Source organism: Desulfosediminicola sp., from assembly GCF_048381775.1.
GTDB classification, from domain to species: domain Bacteria; phylum Desulfobacterota; class Desulfobulbia; order Desulfobulbales; family Desulfocapsaceae; genus Desulfopila; species Desulfopila ganghwensis.
The window spans coordinates 136,778-154,497 of the sequence record NZ_JBLXGE010000008.1 but is presented as its reverse complement, the minus strand read 5'-3'; the positions used below and the strand labels follow the sequence as shown (position 1 = coordinate 154,497).

The 17,720-nt window shown below is 50.1% G+C and carries 15 protein-coding genes; 1 reads left to right on the top strand and 14 read right to left on the bottom strand.

Annotated features, from left to right (window positions below; all coding sequences use genetic code 11):
* Positions 1–95: 95 nt before the first annotated feature.
* The 9 genes from yajC to guaB form a co-directional block, all read right to left on the bottom strand.
* On the bottom strand, positions 96–461 hold the full coding sequence (gene yajC / locus ACN5NT_RS14505; RefSeq protein WP_136797404.1) for a preprotein translocase subunit YajC: 366 nt from the start codon (positions 459–461) through the stop codon (positions 96–98).
* Between the two features lie 118 nt (positions 462–579).
* Positions 580–1,698, bottom strand: a complete 1,119-nt coding sequence (gene tgt / locus ACN5NT_RS14500) for a tRNA guanosine(34) transglycosylase Tgt (RefSeq protein WP_419175893.1) — start codon at positions 1,696–1,698, stop codon at positions 580–582.
* A gap of 382 nt (positions 1,699–2,080) precedes the next feature.
* Positions 2,081–3,574: a M28 family peptidase gene (locus ACN5NT_RS14495; protein ID WP_419175892.1), complete on the bottom strand. Its 1,494-nt coding sequence runs from the start codon at positions 3,572–3,574 to the stop codon at positions 2,081–2,083.
* Positions 3,575–3,952: 378 nt separating this feature from the next.
* A complete protein-coding gene (locus ACN5NT_RS14490) occupies positions 3,953–5,029 on the bottom strand; it encodes a phosphotransferase enzyme family protein (RefSeq protein WP_419175891.1) in 1,077 nt (358 codons plus the stop codon).
* 16 nt (positions 5,030–5,045) lie between these two features.
* Complete coding sequence (gene glk / locus ACN5NT_RS14485) at positions 5,046–6,062, bottom strand: glucokinase (RefSeq protein WP_419175970.1); 1,017 nt, start codon at positions 6,060–6,062, stop codon at positions 5,046–5,048.
* Between the two features lie 59 nt (positions 6,063–6,121).
* On the bottom strand, positions 6,122–6,952 hold the full coding sequence (locus ACN5NT_RS14480; protein ID WP_136797412.1) for a mechanosensitive ion channel family protein: 831 nt from the start codon (positions 6,950–6,952) through the stop codon (positions 6,122–6,124).
* Between the two features lie 151 nt (positions 6,953–7,103).
* Positions 7,104–7,868: an NYN domain-containing protein gene (locus ACN5NT_RS14475; protein ID WP_136797414.1), complete on the bottom strand. Its 765-nt coding sequence runs from the start codon at positions 7,866–7,868 to the stop codon at positions 7,104–7,106.
* A gap of 31 nt (positions 7,869–7,899) precedes the next feature.
* On the bottom strand, positions 7,900–9,450 hold the full coding sequence (guaA, locus tag ACN5NT_RS14470) for a glutamine-hydrolyzing GMP synthase (RefSeq protein ID WP_419175890.1): 1,551 nt from the start codon (positions 9,448–9,450) through the stop codon (positions 7,900–7,902).
* A 60-nt stretch (positions 9,451–9,510) separates the two neighbouring features.
* A complete protein-coding gene (gene guaB / locus ACN5NT_RS14465; RefSeq protein ID WP_136797418.1) occupies positions 9,511–10,974 on the bottom strand; it encodes an IMP dehydrogenase in 1,464 nt (487 codons plus the stop codon).
* 270 nt (positions 10,975–11,244) lie between these two features.
* On the opposite strand from guaB, the gene ACN5NT_RS14460 reads away from it, so the two are divergent.
* On the top strand, positions 11,245–11,856 hold the full coding sequence (locus ACN5NT_RS14460; protein ID WP_136797419.1) for an L-threonylcarbamoyladenylate synthase: 612 nt from the start codon (positions 11,245–11,247) through the stop codon (positions 11,854–11,856).
* Here the strand turns inward: ACN5NT_RS14460 and ACN5NT_RS14455 are convergent.
* From ACN5NT_RS14455 to ACN5NT_RS14435, 5 genes are all read right to left on the bottom strand, one after another.
* Complete coding sequence (locus ACN5NT_RS14455) at positions 11,837–12,121, bottom strand: HU family DNA-binding protein (protein ID WP_136797421.1); 285 nt, start codon at positions 12,119–12,121, stop codon at positions 11,837–11,839. The genes ACN5NT_RS14460 and ACN5NT_RS14455 overlap by 20 nt on opposite strands.
* A gap of 140 nt (positions 12,122–12,261) precedes the next feature.
* The gene (locus ACN5NT_RS14450) at positions 12,262–13,998 is read right to left on the bottom strand and encodes a 30S ribosomal protein S1 (protein WP_136797423.1); all 1,737 of its coding nucleotides are present in this window, start codon (positions 13,996–13,998) and stop codon (positions 12,262–12,264) included.
* 486 nt (positions 13,999–14,484) lie between these two features.
* A complete protein-coding gene (locus tag ACN5NT_RS14445) occupies positions 14,485–15,015 on the bottom strand; it encodes a rhodanese-like domain-containing protein (RefSeq protein WP_419175889.1) in 531 nt (176 codons plus the stop codon).
* A gap of 29 nt (positions 15,016–15,044) precedes the next feature.
* Positions 15,045–16,649, bottom strand: coding sequence for a DEAD/DEAH box helicase (locus ACN5NT_RS14440; protein WP_419175888.1), 1,605 nt, complete (start codon positions 16,647–16,649; stop codon positions 15,045–15,047).
* A 353-nt stretch (positions 16,650–17,002) separates the two neighbouring features.
* Positions 17,003–17,707 carry a hypothetical protein gene (locus tag ACN5NT_RS14435; protein ID WP_419175887.1) on the bottom strand — a complete coding sequence of 235 codons (705 nt, stop codon included), beginning with the start codon at positions 17,705–17,707 and terminating at the stop codon, positions 17,003–17,005.
* Between the last annotated feature and the right edge of the window lie 13 nt (positions 17,708–17,720).

Sequence of the window (17,720 nt, the reverse complement as noted above, 5' to 3'; positions counted from 1 at the left end):
ATATTCACACAAAAAAACCGTTTTGTTCATAAAGAACAAAACGGTTTTTACTACCGTATTCTACAGCCTGTAGAGCCTTAGCAGCCTCTGATGCCTCAGCCCCCGGATTTGGGAGCTTCTTTGCCGCTCTTTTTAGGATCTTTTGCCACAGCGGTACCATCCTTGTTGATCGCGCCTGCAATTGCATCGCGGGAAACTTTGATGGTCACATCCCTGGCAATCTCCAGGGTAATGACATTGTCGCTCAGATCTGTGATAATGCCATGAATGCCACCCTTGGTCATGACACGGCTATTCTTTTTCAGATCAGAGAGGAACTGCTGATGCTGCTTGGCCTGCTTCTGCTGCGGCCTGATAAGCAAAAAGTAGAAAACTACAAATATAAGGATGAGCGGAATGAATGAGGCAAAACCTCCAGCCGCTCCACCGCCGGCAGCCGACGCATATGCTACACTGGTCATAATACTTTCCTCCAGAGAATCGAATTAGGAAATATGATTGTTATCCGGCTGGTATTCATCAAGGGAACACCGCAAGACATACCGGATACTTCTGTTAAAAAAAACTATAATAATCTACTCATTCACTCTCAAGCCTGCCATAAAAATCTTTGCGGAATGCGGCAAAGTTGTCCTCCTCAATCGACTTTCGGATACCGGCCATCAGGTTGAGGTAATAGTGGAGATTATGAATGGTATTCAAATGATAACTTAAAATTTCCCGGCTGACAAACAGGTGACGGAGATATGCGCGGGAATAATTGCGGCAGGTATAACACGTACACGCCTCATCCAATGGTCGCATATCATCACGATATCGCGAATTCTTGATCACGACCCTGCCGGTCGAGGTAAAGAGATATCCATTCCTGGCATTTCTGGTTGGCATAACGCAGTCGAACATATCGACGCCGCGCCAAACACCTTCTACCAGATCTTTCGGGGTACCTACCCCCATCAGATAACGGGCATAATTGTCGGGCATGTGCGGGGTGGTGGCCTCAGTGATGTCGTACATCACCTGCGGTTCCTCACCAACACTCAGGCCGCCGATAGCATAGCCGTCGAAACCTATTTCCATCAACTGCTCGGTGTGCATTTTACGCAACTCTTCATGCATACCACCCTGAATGATGCCAAACAGCAACTGCTCACGCTTGGTATGCGCTTTGCGGCACCGTTCGGCCCAACGGGTGGTGAGCGCCGTGGAATCTATTACTTCCTGCTTCGTCGCCGGATAAGGAATGCAGGTATCGAGGCACATCATGATATCAGAACCGAGACTCTGCTGGACCTGAACTGCATCCTCCGGGCTGAGAAACAGCTTTGAACCGTCAAGATGGGAACGAAAAGCCGCACCCTCTTCGGTTATTGTGGCAAGGTCTTTCAAGCTGAATATCTGGAAACCACCGCTGTCGGTGAGGATCGAGCCTTTCCAGTTCATAAAACCATGCAACCCACCGAACCGTTCGATGAGTTCATGTCCCGGCCTGATAAAGAGATGATAGGTATTGCCCAGGATAATCTCGGCATTCATTTCATAGAGGTTTTCCGGGGTGACAGCCTTAACTGTGGCCTGGGTGCCTACCGGCATGAAAACCGGAGTTTGGATAGTACCCTGTCTGGTAGTGACGTGGCCACGGCGGGCTGCACATTCACTGGAGGTGTTGTGCAGGGTGAATGGAGTCTGGGTCTGCATGGTTATATATCGTCTAATCTGCTTTTATTGCTAAAATTACCTGCTAGCCAGCATTATTCATCGGGCTAAACGGGATAACCGGGAGAACTTTCATGAAAATTCATATCATCTGACGGGCGCAAAACAGCCCCTGATAATACAGGAGTGAATCGTAGTCGTAAACCTTTTTCCTGTTGGAAAGGGATAGTTGCCAGCTCTCCATCTGCTGAGATGGTCATCGTGAAATTTCTATGCACATCACAATCATCACGATTAAAGGCTATGTCGAGTTAAAGCAAAACTGAACTTTTGGGGAATTGATGCGAGCAGGGAATGAACCAGGCCGGGTTACACAGTGTAATCCGGCCTGGTTTATCAGACATGACGAGTGTCAGGATCGGTATTATCTCTGGGCCTTGGGACCTTTATACATAAGCTTCTCCTTGGCTACTGGTGAACCTTTCGCGGTACCATTTACCGAGGATTTTGTCATTGCGAAGGTTAACACAGTGTGAGCCGCCGCATCTGCCATAACGTCTAACACTTCCTCATTGAGCTGGTCATAATTGTCAGCCGGGGTATGGTAATTGGCATCAAGCATTTCACCTGCAACACCATCATAAATTTCCGCCTGCTCCACAGTTTTGATTTCATCAGCACCGGTGAAGAGACCACCCGCCGGAATGCCTGCTTCGATAAACGGCCCATAATCTGATCGACCATCAAACGCAGTCTCTTCAAAAGGGATTTGCTGGGCATCAAAATAGTCGGCAAACACTGCTTCGATATTGGCAGAACCGTTCGGGCCAGCCAATTCAGTTGCCGAACCATCTCCATCATAGACGAACCTGACATAGTTCGGTGAAGCCAGCATATCGAAGTTGAGGTTCAGGGCGATATCTTTAATGCCACGCTCAGTCAGGTGGTCGACATAATAGGTAGAACCGATAAGGCCTGATTCTTCAGCGCTCCAGAAAGCGAAACGTACTTTGTTCACCGGCTCGACCCCGAGCGCACTCATCTGCTTGGCGATTTCCAGAATTGTAGCTGAGCCGGACCCGTTGTCGTTCATGGCAGTAGTCCCGGCGACACCATCGAGATGGGCGCCGACCACGACCACCCGATCATCACGTCCGCTCTGGGTCTCAGCAATAATGTTGTATGTTTCGACACTGGTCACAGTTGCATCCACGTAAATCGATGCCAATGTCCCTCCTTCCTGTAACTCCAGACCGGCACTGTAGGCAGCTCCAACCACAGGAACAGTTATCCCCTCTCCACCTAAAGTACCGAGAAAGGCTTCCTGGCGCGCTTCGTCGTTATAAACAATCACAGCTACCGCCCCAGCCGCTTCAGCATTTGCCGCTTTCTGGAAAAAAGTGCACTCTCCGCGCTCGATCAAAGCGATGCTGCCATAAAAGTCTGCTGAATCGAAATCCGCCGGGTTACAACCAAAGACCTCAGCTTTTATCACCGTCTGCTCTACAATATTACCACTTCCGGAGTATTCCATGGTTGCGAATCCATCGGTTTCATACGGGGTGTAGCTAACTCCGGTTGGTGCAGTTTTCTCCAACACCGGGTCTGCCAACTCTTCCCAGAACTGAAAGGTAAATGGCTGCCGGGTCACTGAATAGCCGTAACTCAACAAGGTATTTTCAATATAATCTGCGGCTGCCTTGTAACCTGCTGTTCCCGGCAACCTCTCTCCTATTGTTCCCGGCAACCTCTCTCCTATTATACTGAGGTCATGCAAGGTCGCCATAATTTGTGTTGATTCTATCAGCTCACGCAGATCAGTCGAATCTACACCCACTGCTGCACTTGAAGTCTGCGCCGTAGCACAACCGGTTATCAATGCTCCGAACAGGACAGCTTTATACATCTTTTTACGCATAACTCTCTCCTTTTTCCATGCCAACTTTGTTGAGTTTCATGTCGGCTCCATTCCACTACCGACATACCTTGAACATCAGCCAACTCACGATTCACCTACTACAATCAGGGCACAATACAGAACACAGAACCTGGAAAGCCAATAACCCCTGCTGATTAAGAATGTCTACGGAACGATAGTCTACGGATTTTCTGGATTACGTGAACACGTCTTCAAGTTTCGCGAATGCGAAACGGATAACAGGGCATAGCCTAACAAATAATTGGCTTGCTAGCTAGTCTAATTATCTGGTCAAAATATGTTTTTATATGGAGTTACACTGATCTGGATTAATGTCTGGGGTGGTTGTGATGGGCAGATGTTGCGCTGGACGCATCCTCAGGCTGTCATGCGTCGAAGCTCCTTCTCCTGCGATTCCATGGAGTCGGCCAGTTTGAATTGCACCAACGCTCGCCCAAGGTTTTGCCCATCTCTGGTCGTTTTGAAATAAACATTACCACCAATATAATCTGTCAGGAATCGAACACCCAGTTCCACAGTGATCGTGAGTGCAGCATCAACAATCAGTTCTCTTTCGTTAGCGCCTAAAAAGTTTTCTCCGGCACTGAAGTATCCCTCAAGCACAGCCTGAAAAATTTCTGCAGAAAATGTTACCTCATGCTGACACGCTTCTTCACCGATAAGGTTGCAGCTGGATCTCAGGCAATCCCCGAGATCGTACAATCTCAGTCCCGGGCCGACAGTATCCAGATCGAAAAGGCCTTTCGCCTGTTCTGCTTCTCTCCAGATGACGTTATCGAGCTTCGGGTCACCGTGCATGACCCTGATCGGTAACCTTCCTGAAGCACGCTCCTGCTCCAAGACCGTAACTCTCCTCCGAAATCGCTCTACATATGCTCTACATGCAGAAAGCGCGGCGCTATCAGCCGGTTGCGCTTCAGCAAGGGCAGTATCGTAGCTCTCGAGATAACGAAGAGTACGGTGAAAACCAGGAATCGGTTCGTGAAGTTCCGTCACATCCAGTCCTTCTGTGAGCAGATGAAAACGAGCGAGTACCTGGCCCAATTGCACAGCACTGCCATAATTCAGGTGCCGGCTTTCCGGAACGGCATGCTCAATATAATTCTGTGCTCGCCAGCATTCCCCTTTTTGGTCAATGTACCATCCCTCCCCTTCCAGAGTGGGAATCAGTTCTGCACATTGATACTCAAAAGGAGCTGTTCTTATCTGTTTTTGAATGTGACCTGAGACAAACTGGAAATTGGCGGCAATAGCTGCAGGAGCTGGGAAAACGGCAGCGTTAATTCGTTGAAATACAACTTTTCCGCTTGAAAAAGAGACGAGGTAGGTATCATTAATATTCCCCTTACCCAATGGAACGACCACCGTTTCCCGATCGGCCAGACCATAAGAGTTCAATACTTCAACAGGGATAAATGTTTGCTTTAAGGCCATACTATTAGAGAAAAACTCAATGAAAATGCCTGGTGGTTCTTACTGGTGTACCAATCATAATCTCACGACCATATTTAGCGACCCCAAGCAGTGCCGCATCCTTACGCAGGATCAGTTGCACCGGAAACTTTTCCATGAGTTCGGCCATTTTCCCCTTGGCCTGAAATGCCTGGCGAAAACCGTCAAAAGATACCTTGTCAGCTATCCTCGGCACAATTCCCCCACCGATATAGATTCCACCGCGTGCATAGAGCTTCAAGGCCAGGTTGCCGGCTTCAGCTCCCAGAATCTCTAAAAAGAGGTCTATGGTCTGTCGGCAGAGCAGACAGGGATGCTCACTGAAGGCATGGTGAAATATGACCGGGGTACGATCTGTGGTGGAGTCAAACTCTTGCCGAACCTCGGCCAGCTCGGGAATCCCTTGCTGCTCATGCAGAAAATCGTAGAGGTTTGGTATTCCCGGCCCGGCGATGAGGCTCTCATAGCTGACCCTTTGACGTCTGCCGAGCATCCACTTCATCAGCTCAGTCTGCAATTCATCCACAGGGGCGAAGTCGGCATGACCACCTTCACATCCCCTGGGAAAGAACAAACCATCTTTTTGCACCAGCAGCCCTTCACCGAGGCCGGTCCCCGGGGCAACCACTCCTATCAACTGGCCAGCTTGCGGTTGGCCAGCCTGAATCTCCATGAGATCGGCCCCTTCCAGTATCGGCAAGGACGCACAGACGGAGGTGAGATCATTGATAAGTTGAACAGCTTGAAAACCAAAACGCTGCTGTACGGTTTCTTCACGGACTATCCAGGGGAGGTTGGTCACTCTGCCGCAGCCATCACTGACCACTCCGGCCACACCAACACAGGCATGGGTTGGCTTCTCCCCTGTTTCAGACAGGAACTCTGCGACTATCTCTTCAAGATCCGGGTAGTCTGCACTGGCAAAGCGTTTTCGGGCGACCGGCGTGAGGCTGCTTCCTGAAGGGAAAAGAGCCAGTTCACATTTGGTACCACCAATATCAACAGCTAATAGCATCTCCGTCACAACGAACTCCTTTACGACAATCAGTACAGCACACCAACCGATTTTTTTACTCAGGCCTCCGCAACCCCGTGCATGTGCACATCCCTCTGTGGATAGGGAATACTGATGTTCTGCTCATCAAACCTCTGTTTGATTTTTTCGGTTATCTCGAAGCGAACCCGCCAATACTCATCTGTCTTCACCCATGGCCGCACCACGAGGTCCACAGATGATTCACCAAGATCAGCAACAGCCACCACCGGCTCCGGTTCCGGCAACACACCGGAAGTTTCTGCCAGGATTGACTCTAAAGTTTCCTTGGCTTTCTTAATATCATCATCATAGCCGATTCCCACCAGCAGATCTATTCGGCGGGTTGAATTGGCGGTAACGTTGGTGATGGTATTACTGCTCACCAGAGAATTGGGGATAATCTTTTTCTGGTTGTCCGGAGTATTCAGGATGGTGTTAAATATATGAATTTCTTCAACAGTTCCACTCTCGCCGCCAACTGTTACATAGTCTCCCACCCTGAATGGTCGAAAGAGAATAAGCATTACCCCGGAGGCGAAGTTACCCAGGGAATCTTTCAGGGCGAGACCGACTGCCAGGGAGGCGGCACCGACAACGGTCAGAAATGATGCGGTATTTATACCGACTTGAGCAGCTGCAGCGATGATGACCGCTACCAGAATGATGTAATAAAGGATGGTGCTGAGAAACTTGGTGAGGGTGATATCTATTTTCCGGCTTTCAAGAACTCTGGCAAAAGTGTTGGCAAATTTTCTGGCCAGCCACATACCAATGAGCAGCACCACCAGTGCAGAGAGGATTCTTCCTCCCCAGCTCAATGCGAGCTTCTCAAGTGCAACCAAATCAATCGAACTCCAGTCAAAAGCCATACTATCCTCCTTTAGTTACGGGCCACCCCAAAACCGGTCACGGCAATGGGGTGGAACGTCAAGATACAATGAATTGCTTTACGACTAATTGAATTGTCAGCTTGCTCTATCTTTTGGCTTACTGCTCCACATCTGTGGAAAGAAAAGCTGTTTAGCTTTCCGCAAGACGAATATCCCAGGCTTCGGTTCTGCCCCCGTTATCAGTATTGGTCACAACTGTAAACTCGAAGATATTGGAAGAATCCATAAAGAGATTATCATTGACCTCAGGTGCTTTTGAACAATGAAAAAATACAGACTCAGGTATCAGACCCTCTTCGGTGAGGGTGTAAAAACGCATGAAACCAAAACCACGATCCGGATTATAGTTCATGGGAAAACCGCGCTGACGTTCTTCCGCCCCACCGTTTAGAATCGGCAGCAACCCCGGCACCAGAAAACCAGACAGAAATGAATCCGCGGCCTCTTTCAGCTCATGACTGACATACTTGAAACCTATCACCTCCACCCGACAGCCCATATTCTGCAGGGCCAGTACCAGGCGGATGAAGTCACTATCACCAGTGAGCAGGATAATTCGGTCGAGGTTTCTTGCCTGCAACAGAGCATCGATTGCGAGGTCCATATCCGCATTGGCCTTGGTGGTGATAATGCCCTCATCATCCACAAAGTGCTTCACGAATTTTTTGATGACCTTGAATCCACATTGCCTGATGACATCATGATAGCGATAGAGCTTTTGACGATACTCAGGATCGTCTTTAGTTCTTTCACCATCTTCAGCCAGGTAGGAATTTGCCCTGAGCAATTCGGAATTACCAGCCTGGGCGAGATCGACAAGCACATCGTAGCGCATGCCGTATCCGCCGCAGAGCCGGATATTCTCGGCATCGACATAGATACCTGTTTTTAGCATTCTTTATTTCCCAACGATAATGATGTGTTGATTACTCCCACTCGATAGTGGCGGGAGGCTTCGAAGAGATATCGTAACATACCCTGTTCACACCGCGCACCTCGTTAATGATGCGGCTTGAAATTACTCCCAGCACATCGTACGGTAATCTGGACCAATCCGCGGTCATGGCATCGCGGGAATCCACGGCACGTATTGCAACAACGTTCTCGTAGGTGCGACCGTCACCCATAACGCCGACAGTCTGAATCGGCAGCAGTACCGCAAAAGACTGCCATACCTTGCGGTACAGCCCAGCTTTGCGCATCTCCTCAAGCACAATTACATCAGCCTGACGCAGAATGTCCAGGCGCTCACCGGTTACTTCACCCATAATCCTGATGCCGAGGCCCGGCCCCGGGAACGGCTGACGATAAATCGCCTCTTCCGGCAGACCAAGCTCTAACCCGAGTTCACGAACCTCGTCCTTGAACAGTTCGCGGAGTGGTTCGATCAGGTCAAGCTTCATGATATCCGGCAGGCCGCCAACATTATGATGGGACTTGATCGGAGCCTCACCACGGAAGGAAACGGACTCAATTACATCAGGGTAGAGAGTCCCCTGGGCGAGATACTCTACCTCACCAATCTTATGGGCCTCTTCTTCGAAAATCTTTATAAAACCGAGACCGATGCGCTTACGCTTGATCTCCGGATCGAGTACCCCATCCAGCTCGCTGAGGAAGAACTCGGTGGCATCAATCTGGATTACGTTGAGTTTGGTCTTCTCCCTGAAAAATCTGAGGATGGACTCAGACTCACCGGTACGCATCAGACCGTTATTGACGTAAATACAGGTCAGCTGATCACCGATGGCCTTGTGGATAATTGCCGCTACAACGGAAGAGTCAACACCACCGGAGAGAGCGCAGATGACATGGCCATCACCGACCTTCTCGCGAATGGCCTCCACATTGGCCTCGATGAAAGAGTGCATGGTCCAGTTTGGGGAGCAACCACAGATACCGAAGATAAAGTTCCGCAGTACGTCGTTACCGATCAGGGTGTGCGCCACCTCAGGGTGGAACTGGACTGCCACGAAAGGTTTCTGGGTGTGCCTGATTGCCGCATAGGGCGAATGCTCGCTGGTAGCTGTTACTTCGAAAACCTCAGGCAGCACTTCGATGCGGTCACCATGGCTCATCCAGACCTGATGTGGGAAATCACCGGTCTCAAGACCAGCGAAAAGCCCCTCTGTAAAGCTTACGTGCAGATCGGCCTTACCGAACTCACGTTTTTCAGCCTTTTCGACCTTACCGCCATTCTGCTGAACCATCAGCTGGGCCCCGTAGCAGATACCGAGTATCGGTACACCAAGCTCAAACACCTCGGAATCGCAGTGCGGAGCGTCTTCGTCGTATACGGAGCACGGTCCACCAGACAGAACAATACCGGTGGGTTTCAGCTCACGTATTTTGTCGATGGAGATATTGAAAGGGTGAATCTCACTGTATACCTTCTGCTCCCTGATCCGCCTGGCGATGAGCTGAGTGGTTTGTGAACCGAAGTCCAGAATGAGTATTTTTTCGCTGTGGATATCCATAATATGCTCTTTAGTCAGATACAATTTTGCCGGAGGACGGGAAAAGCCGTCCCCCCGGTATTATGCGGTGCGGTAGTTAGGCGCTTCCTTGGTGATAATTACATCATGAACATGGGACTCGCGCAGACCAGCCGGTGAGATACGAACAAATTTCGCTTTGGTTTGCAGGTCATTAATGGTCGCTGCACCGACATAGCCCATGCCGGAACGGAGACCGCCGAGAAGCTGATAAATAACCGAGATGATCGGGCCACGATACGGCACTTTACCTTCAATACCTTCAGGAACCAGCTTTGAAGTGGAACTTACTTCAGACTGGAAGTACCTGTCGGAAGAGCCCTGACTCATTGCGCCCAGAGAGCCCATACCGCGATATCCTTTGTAGGTTCTGCCCTGATAGAGGAAGGTTTCACCCGGGGTCTCATCGGTACCGGCAAAGAGGGAGCCGATCATAATGCTGCTTGCACCGGCACCAATAGCCTTGGCCAACTCACCTGAATGCTTGATGCCACCATCGGCAATAATCGGAATGCCGTGTTTGCTGCCCGCTTTTACACAGTTTCTGATAGCCGTCATCTGCGGCACACCGATACCGGCCACGATGCGGGTAGTACAGATGGAGCCAGGACCAACACCTACTTTTACCGCGTTTACACCAGCCTTGATCAAATCCGCAGTGGCCTCTTCAGTAGCAACGTTACCGGCAATGATAGAGAGATTCGGGAACGTACCGCGTACCCGCTCAACAGCGCGAATGACACCTTTGGAGTGACCGTGGGCTGAATCGATTACCACAACATCGATACCGACCTTCATCAAGGCCTCTGCGTGGGCCTCGATATTATCGCCCACACCAAGCGCCGCGCCGGCAAGAAGTCTGCCGTAGCTGTCTTTGGCTGCGTTCGGATATTTCTTGATCTTCTCCAGATCCTTGATGGTGATCAGGCCTTTCAAGGCACCTGCGTCGTCAACAACCAGCAGCTTTTCAATGCGATGCTCATGGAGCAAGGCCTTGGAATGTTCAAGAGTGATACCGGCTTTGGCTGTAACCAGGTTTTTGCTGGTCATAACATCAGAGACTCTCAGGTCGCCATCGGAGACGAAGCGGAGGTCGCGGTTGGTGACGATTCCCACCAACTTGCCTTCGTGCAGAACAGGCAGACCGGAAATCTTGTACATTGACATGATCTCCTGAACTTCCTGTACTGACTGGTTCTTATTGACGGTGATCGGATCGATGATCATGCCGGACTCTGATTTTTTCACCCGCTCGACTTCAAGCACCTGCTGTTCGATGCTCATGTTTTTATGGATGATACCAATGCCACCCTCCCGCGCCATTGCAATGGCAGTACGGTGCTCGGTTACAGTATCCATAGCGGAACTGACCAGCGGTGTATTCAATTTAATTGAATCTGTGAGTTGTGTCGCAAGCGACACTTCATTAGGAAGGACCTCTGATGCAGACGGTACAAGAAGTAAATCATCGAATGTGAGTGCTGTTTCAATATTATCTGGTAACATAGCCCCTCCTTGTCAGGATTTGTGACATAAAAAAAAGAACATAAACGTATTCAGGCTCTGCGGGAAGATACAATTTCCCGTCATTCCCTGCGTCTCTGACTTTTTTTTGCCCAGTGTTTTAGAATATAATGGTAAAACATTCTGCTGAGTAATAATAAGTCATTATGCAGAGAACATGTAAATTTTCGTGTACTGCACCGGAGATACTCCGGCATGCGACCGGGGGTGACCAGGGTATAGACTCCTGCACCCAGTAAAGGAACATTTGATATGCTACTTGAAATCAACCCGTTTAACCCACAACCCAGGCTTATAAACCGGGTCGTTGAACAGCTTAAGAGCGGTGCCGTGGTATGCTATCCCACCGACACCGGCTACGGTATCGGTTGCGACATTTTTAATCAGAAAGCGATTAAACGCGTCGCGCAGATAAAACAGCGTCCGAAACAAAAACCATTCTCATTCATGTGTTCAGACCTGACACATATCAGCAATTATGCCCATGTGTCGAATACCGCCTACAGACTGCTGAAGAAACGTCTGCCTGGACCGTATACGTTTGTTCTGCCCGGGACGAAAGTGGTACCAAAAGTAATGGTGACCAAGCAGAAAACTGTAGGTATACGTGTTCCGGACAACCAGATAAGCCAAATGCTTATCCAGGCTCTCGGCAATCCCATCGTCAATACGAGTCTGCCGGACGGGGAAAAATCCCCACTATCAGACCCGTATGACATTGACCTGCTGCTGGGCAACAGGGTCGACCTGGTGATAGACGGAGGACTTGTCTATACCGATCCCTCATCAGTCATCGATCTGACCGGTGAAGTTCCGGAGGTCCTCCGTGAAGGAAAAGGAGACGTTACTCCTTTTCTTCGATGAGCGCTTCCTTGAGAGATTTGCTCATCGTGAAATGCAGGGTATTGCGCTCCGGAATGTCCATCATCTTTCCGGTGCGCGGGTTCTTTGTGCAGCGCGGCTTGCGCTGGCGTACAGAGAAGCTGCCATAACCACGTAGCTCGATACGACGCTCGTCCTGCAGCGCCTCAGCCATGGTTTCGAGAATTATATCAACAGCTACGCCCACGTCCTGCTTCTGCATGGTGAGCTGATCACTCACTTTATTGACTATATCTTTTTTTAACATCTTTCCATCTTCAATGGTAAGCCGTCACCACCCCATGGGAGGTACCGGTTTTGATTGCGTATAAAAAAAGGCTGTTTTGCCGGAATGTTCCCGGCAAAACAACCTTGGTACAACAAGAGATATATAACGTACCGGAACGATTATTCTTCTTCAGTTCCAGTACCACCGCTCTCTGCAGCTGCCTTCAGAAGATCACCGAAGGTTGACGGTGCAGCATCGCCACCGGTAGTCTCGGCTTTGTTGCTATAAGACTCAGTTGCTGCTTTCTCTCCGTCACCCTCGAGGGTCTTAACGGACAGACCGATTTTACGATCCTTGGAGGAAACATTGATTACGATAGCTTTCAGGGTGTCGCCAACCTGATACATACCTACCGGAGTCTTTACTTTATCCTTGCTCAGCTCGGATACGTGAACCAGGCCCTCGATTCCTTCTTCGAGTTTTACGAATACGCCGAAGTCGGTCACGTTGGTGATCTCACCTTCTACAACAGTACCGGATGGGTAGTTGTTGTAGGCTGCCTGCCACGGATCAGGAACCAGTTGCTTAACACCGAGGGAGAATCTCTCGTTCTCGCGATCGATCTTCAGAACAACTGCCTGAATGGTCTCGCCCTTGGCATACTTCTCGGAAGGATGCTTGATGCGCTCGGTCCAGGAAAGGTCGGAAACGTGGATAAGACCGTCGATGCCTTCCTCGATGCCGATGAACACACCAAAGTCGGTGATGTTCTTGATCTTGCCTTCGATGATGGAACCAACCGGGTAGTTCTCGGTTACCAGATCCCATGGGTTCGGCTGGAGCTGCTTCATGCCGAGGGAGATACGCTTGGTCTCAGGCTCGATGTTGAGTACCATTACCTCTACCTCGTCGCCAACAGAAACCATCTTGGATGGGTGACGCGGCTTCTTGGACCAGGTCATCTCGGAAACGTGGATCAGACCCTCAACGCCTTCTTCCAGCTCGACGAAGACACCGTAATCGGTAATGGATACAACTTTACCGGTGGTTTTCTCCTGAAGCGGATAGCGGTCCACAACGGTAGCCCACGGATCTTCGCGAAGCTGCTTGATACCGAGGGATACACGATCGTTATCTTTATCGTACTTGAGTACTTTAACCTCAACTTCCTGACCAACCTTGTACATCTTGGCTGGGTGGGAAACGCGGCCCCAGGAAAGGTCGGTGATGTGACAGAGACCGTCCATACCGCCCATGTCGATGAACAGACCGTAATCGGTGATATTGGTGATCGCACCGGAAATGATCTGGCCTTCCTCGAGCTTGGAACGCATCTCTTCACGCAATTTGTTACGCTCTTCTTCAAGGATCGCACGACGAGAAATAACAACGTTGTTTCTCTTCTTGTTAAACTTGAGGATCTTAAACTCGTAAGACTCTCCAATCAGTGCATCCAGATCTTTGACCGGACGGAGATCAATCTGAGAGTATGGCAGGAAGGCTGGAACGCCGATATCAACCGACATACCGCCCTTAACACGGCTCTCGATCTTACCTTCGATGGTTCCGTCATCTTCCTGGATCTTGGCGATGTCTTCCCAAACCTTAATAGCAATAGCCTTTTCACGGGAGAGCAGGAGACCGCCTTCATCTTTACGACGCTCGACAAACACCTCGAAGGTGTCGCCTACGGTTACTTCCTGATCTTCTTCCAGGCGGAACTCAGACTTAGCGATGTAGCTCTCTGCCTTGTCACCCACGTCGACAAGAAAGTAGTCATCCTCGGTACCAATGATGGTACCAATGGCAACATCACCAACAGCAACAACTGTGCTGTTTTCTTCCATCTCAAAGAGTTCTGCAAAGCTTAACTCTTCGCCACTGTCCTGGTTTGCTTGTTTCAATTCTTCTGTCATTTGGATTTGCTCGTTGCAGTAGACCAAAAAAGGCTACGCGTTTAAGGTGGTTGTGTGGGACGTTTTCATCGCCACGTTAATGAGTTAAGTCGCCTCGGGCAAGGCAACCTCTTCTAACCCTGAACCCTACTTTATACCAACAAATCTACCTTACCACAAGCACTTCCTTGCAGGGCGGAAAAAAAAATGGCCTGCCCGGTGCTTTTTCCGGTAGTCCCGAATAGGCGATATTTTAGTATACGAAATATCGGCAATGCCTGTGAATAGTGGAAAAGATCGATTTCCGGCGAAGATGTGCTATGCGTTTCAGAAGATTAAGAAAATCTGGAACATTTTTTTTATTTTTCCCAACCAGGATCTCTTAGAGCGAGTTCGCAGTACGCACGCAATTTCACATCTTTGTTCTCAAGGCATTGCATAACTGATAATACCTGGTATCGAATTCGCAAGGGCCCAATGCACAAACTGACACCTGAACGAATCGACCTATTTATCTGAAGGTTGCTCTTTTTCAGCGACTTCAGGCTCACCGTCAGCGATGTTTGTCACCAGGGGGAGCCCCTCCCTCGACCAGGCATTGATACCACCCCGCAGGTTGTACACTTGCAGGTATCCCTGCTGCATCAGATAAAGTCCTGCACCATAACTGCGGCCCCCTACAGAACACACCAGTAACAGGGCCTGCTCTTTGGGCAGGTCAAACTCCCCGGCCGCCAACTTGGTAAGCGGTACCGAGATCGACCCTGGAATACTCACCTCTGCTCGCTCAGCCTCGGAACGGACATCAACAATTACCGCCTTTCGTTCCTGGATCAGCTCATACGCCTCTGCTGGCAATAGAGAGAGAAATTCCGGCTCACTGGGCACAAAAAACTGCTGACCTTCCTCAACTGCTTCTTCAGTTGCCTCGTCGCTACCGGCAAAGTACCATACAGTCCCCACCAGTATTGCCACCATGAGGACAAATAACACTTTCGGCAGTGGGGATTTTTTCTTTTCTCCTGGTAATTCCAACATAAACTGCAAACCTGCTCTCTATAATATACTTATTGTGCTGACGGCTTAACGGAATGCTGCGGCCTCTTTTTCTGTGGCCGCCTGCGCCTTTGTCCGCCAGGACTACCATTCCTGCTACCAGTTTTGCCACCAGTTTTGCTACCAGTTTTGCTTTCGTTGCTTTTCGCAGACCTCGCAGGAACAGGGACCAGAAGCTCCTCCGGGGGCACCTGGCACTCGAGGCTCCGCTCGATATACTCTTCAATTTCCGGCAGGACAAATGCGCCCTCCTCACATGCGAAACTGACGGCCACCCCTTCAGCTCCGGCACGGCCGGTGCGTCCAATGCGGTGTACGTAATCCTCAGGTTCGTAAGGCAGAGTGAAATTCACGACGTAACTGATTCCTTCAATATGAATTCCCCTGCCTGCTACATCTGTGGCCACCAGCACTTTACTTTTACCGGCGCGGAAACGTTCCAACCTGCTCTCGCGCTTATTCTGCGGAACATCCCCGGAAAGCACCACACAGTCAACACCGTCACGCTGCAATCTCTCGCTCAGTTTACGCACCTGGCTCTTCATATTAGCAAAAACCATGATACGATCATCCGGCCTCTGCTTGATGAGATTATACAGAATGATGTACTTCTCTTCGGTGGTCGACAGGTAAACCCGCTGACTGATGCTGTCAACGCTCACCTGGTCCTGCTCTGCCTCAACATACTCGGGCTTGACGCACCACTGGTAGGCAAGGCGGCGCACATCATCGGAAACAGTCGCTGAAAACAGCAGCGTCTGTCGCTCCTCCCTGGCGGGGATCCGACCTATGATGCGGCGCACATCGGGAATAAATCCCATATCCAGCATACGGTCCGCCTCATCGATCACCATTATATTGCACTCTTTAAGAGAGATGACATTCTTGTTGGCAAAATCGAGCAGACGCCCCGGAGTTGCAACGACGACATCGACCGTCTTGTCGCGCAGGGTGTCCATCTGGGCTGCATAATTGGTACCGCCGTAAACCGCATGGATACGAAGACCGGTATATTGACCGAGTTTCCTGCCGTCTTTGGTGATCTGCACCACCAACTCACGGGTCGGGGCAATGACCAGCGCTCTCGGGGTGCCTTTTTTCTTTTTACGATTGTTGTCTTTCAGCAGGCGGCTGAACACCGCAATCAGGAATACCGCACTCTTGCCTGTGCCGGTGTTGGCTTTACCAATCAGGTCCTTACCTTCCAACACATTCGGCAGCGCCTTAGCCTGAATAGGTGTGCAGTACTCGAACTTCTGGTCGGCAATGCCGTGCATCACCGATAACGGCAGCTTGAAATCATGGAAGCGTGACAGACCTTCCGCGGGGGGCACTTCAAATTCATCGAGTGTCCAGCGCGGCTTTGGCTTTCTGGCCGGTCGTTTCTGCGCTTCGGCTGAAACATTTTTGGAACCAGCAGGCTGCCCGCCTGGATTGTTTTTTTCAACCCTGTTTGTCACTACCGGAGTGGCAGCCGCATCCGGCGATACTGATATCTGAGTCTCCTTTTTGCCGGTCGCAGCCTCAGCCTTCTTCTGTTTTTTTCTGCCCAGAAAGCCGCCACGGGCGAGTTTCTGTAACCGCTGCCCGGTACGGGCCATAAATTCTCTTAGCATAAAATTTGTCTCACGCCCGATAGGAATTGCTGAGATTCGGGTCAGCCACTCAATAGGTCATCTGAGTGTGATGGACTTGGCGCGTATTTTCGAGCAGACAGCTGATGTTGGGCAAATCAGAACTCTTCAGTTCTGTTTATAAGCGTCTGGAAAGTCGGCAACAGAGTCAATTAGTGTATTGCGGCTTTAACACCGGCGGTTTCTTTAAGCCCGCCACTACTGCCTGAGATTCCTGCCAACGTAGTGACAGGCTCTCCTGCAGTGCAGCCATTTTTTTTCGATTACAACGATAATTCAGGCAGGTTGCAACCAGCATGGTCTTTACAGCATTCCCCTGGATTGGTCAACTCTCCTTAATGCCCAACCAGTCGTGTCTCTTCCATGATCGGCCCAAACAGCATCTCATATTCCGGTATGGTTTTCCTGAGAATAACACCGAAATGTTCAATATCCCGTTCATTCACGACAATATTCGCTGAGTAGGCAAGCGCTTCAAGATCGTACAGGGTATTCAAATCCTTGCCAATCAGGGCATAAAAGATATACCGCCTCTTGGGCATGCTCATCCTGGCCATGAACTTATGGAAAGTTCCGCCGTGTAAGCCCTGCGGCTCAAACTCGGTGTGCAAAAGAACACTCGAGTAGTTAACAAATTGCATCTTTTCCATGGCCAAGTCAACCGATGTAACGATTTCTGCCCGGTATCCCAGCCCCTCCACAGACTTCACGACAACATCCCGACCCGCATCTTCGGGAATCAGGATGAGAGCCAGCGGAATCTCCTCAACCACCTCCTGTTCCTCAAACACACCATCCTGCAGCCAAGACACATCCGGCGGTACAGGTGGTTTTACATTGCCACCTGAAGCGGGTTGCCCTCGCCTTACCTGCTTTGACGCGGCTGGGGCTCCCAGGATGGATCGGTCAATGGAGAAAGGTTTCTCGCACTGAGAGCACTTGATACGTGCTTTCTGCTCCGGCTTCAGCTTTTCCAGGCTGGCCCGGAATTTATCGCTAAATTTCAGTTGTGTTCCACAATGGGGACAGCTCACATTCATGACACCCTCTCAC

What these genes read in the sequence shown, in the direction of transcription:
- yajC (WP_136797404.1), bottom strand. Translation starts at nt 461, where the DNA reads ATGACCAGTGTAGCATATGCGTCGGCTGCCGGCGGTGGAGCGGCTGGA.
- tgt (WP_419175893.1), bottom strand. Translation starts at nt 1,698, where the DNA reads ATGCAGACCCAGACTCCATTCACCCTGCACAACACCTCCAGTGAATGT.
- ACN5NT_RS14495 (WP_419175892.1), bottom strand. Translation starts at nt 3,574, where the DNA reads ATGCGTAAAAAGATGTATAAAGCTGTCCTGTTCGGAGCATTGATAACC.
- ACN5NT_RS14490 (WP_419175891.1), bottom strand. Translation starts at nt 5,029, where the DNA reads ATGGCCTTAAAGCAAACATTTATCCCTGTTGAAGTATTGAACTCTTAT.
- glk (WP_419175970.1), bottom strand. Translation starts at nt 6,062, where the DNA reads ATGCTATTAGCTGTTGATATTGGTGGTACCAAATGTGAACTGGCTCTT.
- ACN5NT_RS14480 (WP_136797412.1), bottom strand. Translation starts at nt 6,952, where the DNA reads ATGGCTTTTGACTGGAGTTCGATTGATTTGGTTGCACTTGAGAAGCTC.
- ACN5NT_RS14475 (WP_136797414.1), bottom strand. Translation starts at nt 7,868, where the DNA reads ATGCTAAAAACAGGTATCTATGTCGATGCCGAGAATATCCGGCTCTGC.
- guaA (WP_419175890.1), bottom strand. Translation starts at nt 9,450, where the DNA reads ATGGATATCCACAGCGAAAAAATACTCATTCTGGACTTCGGTTCACAA.
- guaB (WP_136797418.1), bottom strand. Translation starts at nt 10,974, where the DNA reads ATGTTACCAGATAATATTGAAACAGCACTCACATTCGATGATTTACTT.
- ACN5NT_RS14460 (WP_136797419.1), top strand. Translation starts at nt 11,245, where the DNA reads ATGCTACTTGAAATCAACCCGTTTAACCCACAACCCAGGCTTATAAAC.
- ACN5NT_RS14455 (WP_136797421.1), bottom strand. Translation starts at nt 12,121, where the DNA reads ATGTTAAAAAAAGATATAGTCAATAAAGTGAGTGATCAGCTCACCATG.
- ACN5NT_RS14450 (WP_136797423.1), bottom strand. Translation starts at nt 13,998, where the DNA reads ATGACAGAAGAATTGAAACAAGCAAACCAGGACAGTGGCGAAGAGTTA.
- ACN5NT_RS14445 (WP_419175889.1), bottom strand. Translation starts at nt 15,015, where the DNA reads ATGTTGGAATTACCAGGAGAAAAGAAAAAATCCCCACTGCCGAAAGTG.
- ACN5NT_RS14440 (WP_419175888.1), bottom strand. Translation starts at nt 16,649, where the DNA reads ATGCTAAGAGAATTTATGGCCCGTACCGGGCAGCGGTTACAGAAACTC.
- ACN5NT_RS14435 (WP_419175887.1), bottom strand. Translation starts at nt 17,707, where the DNA reads ATGAATGTGAGCTGTCCCCATTGTGGAACACAACTGAAATTTAGCGAT.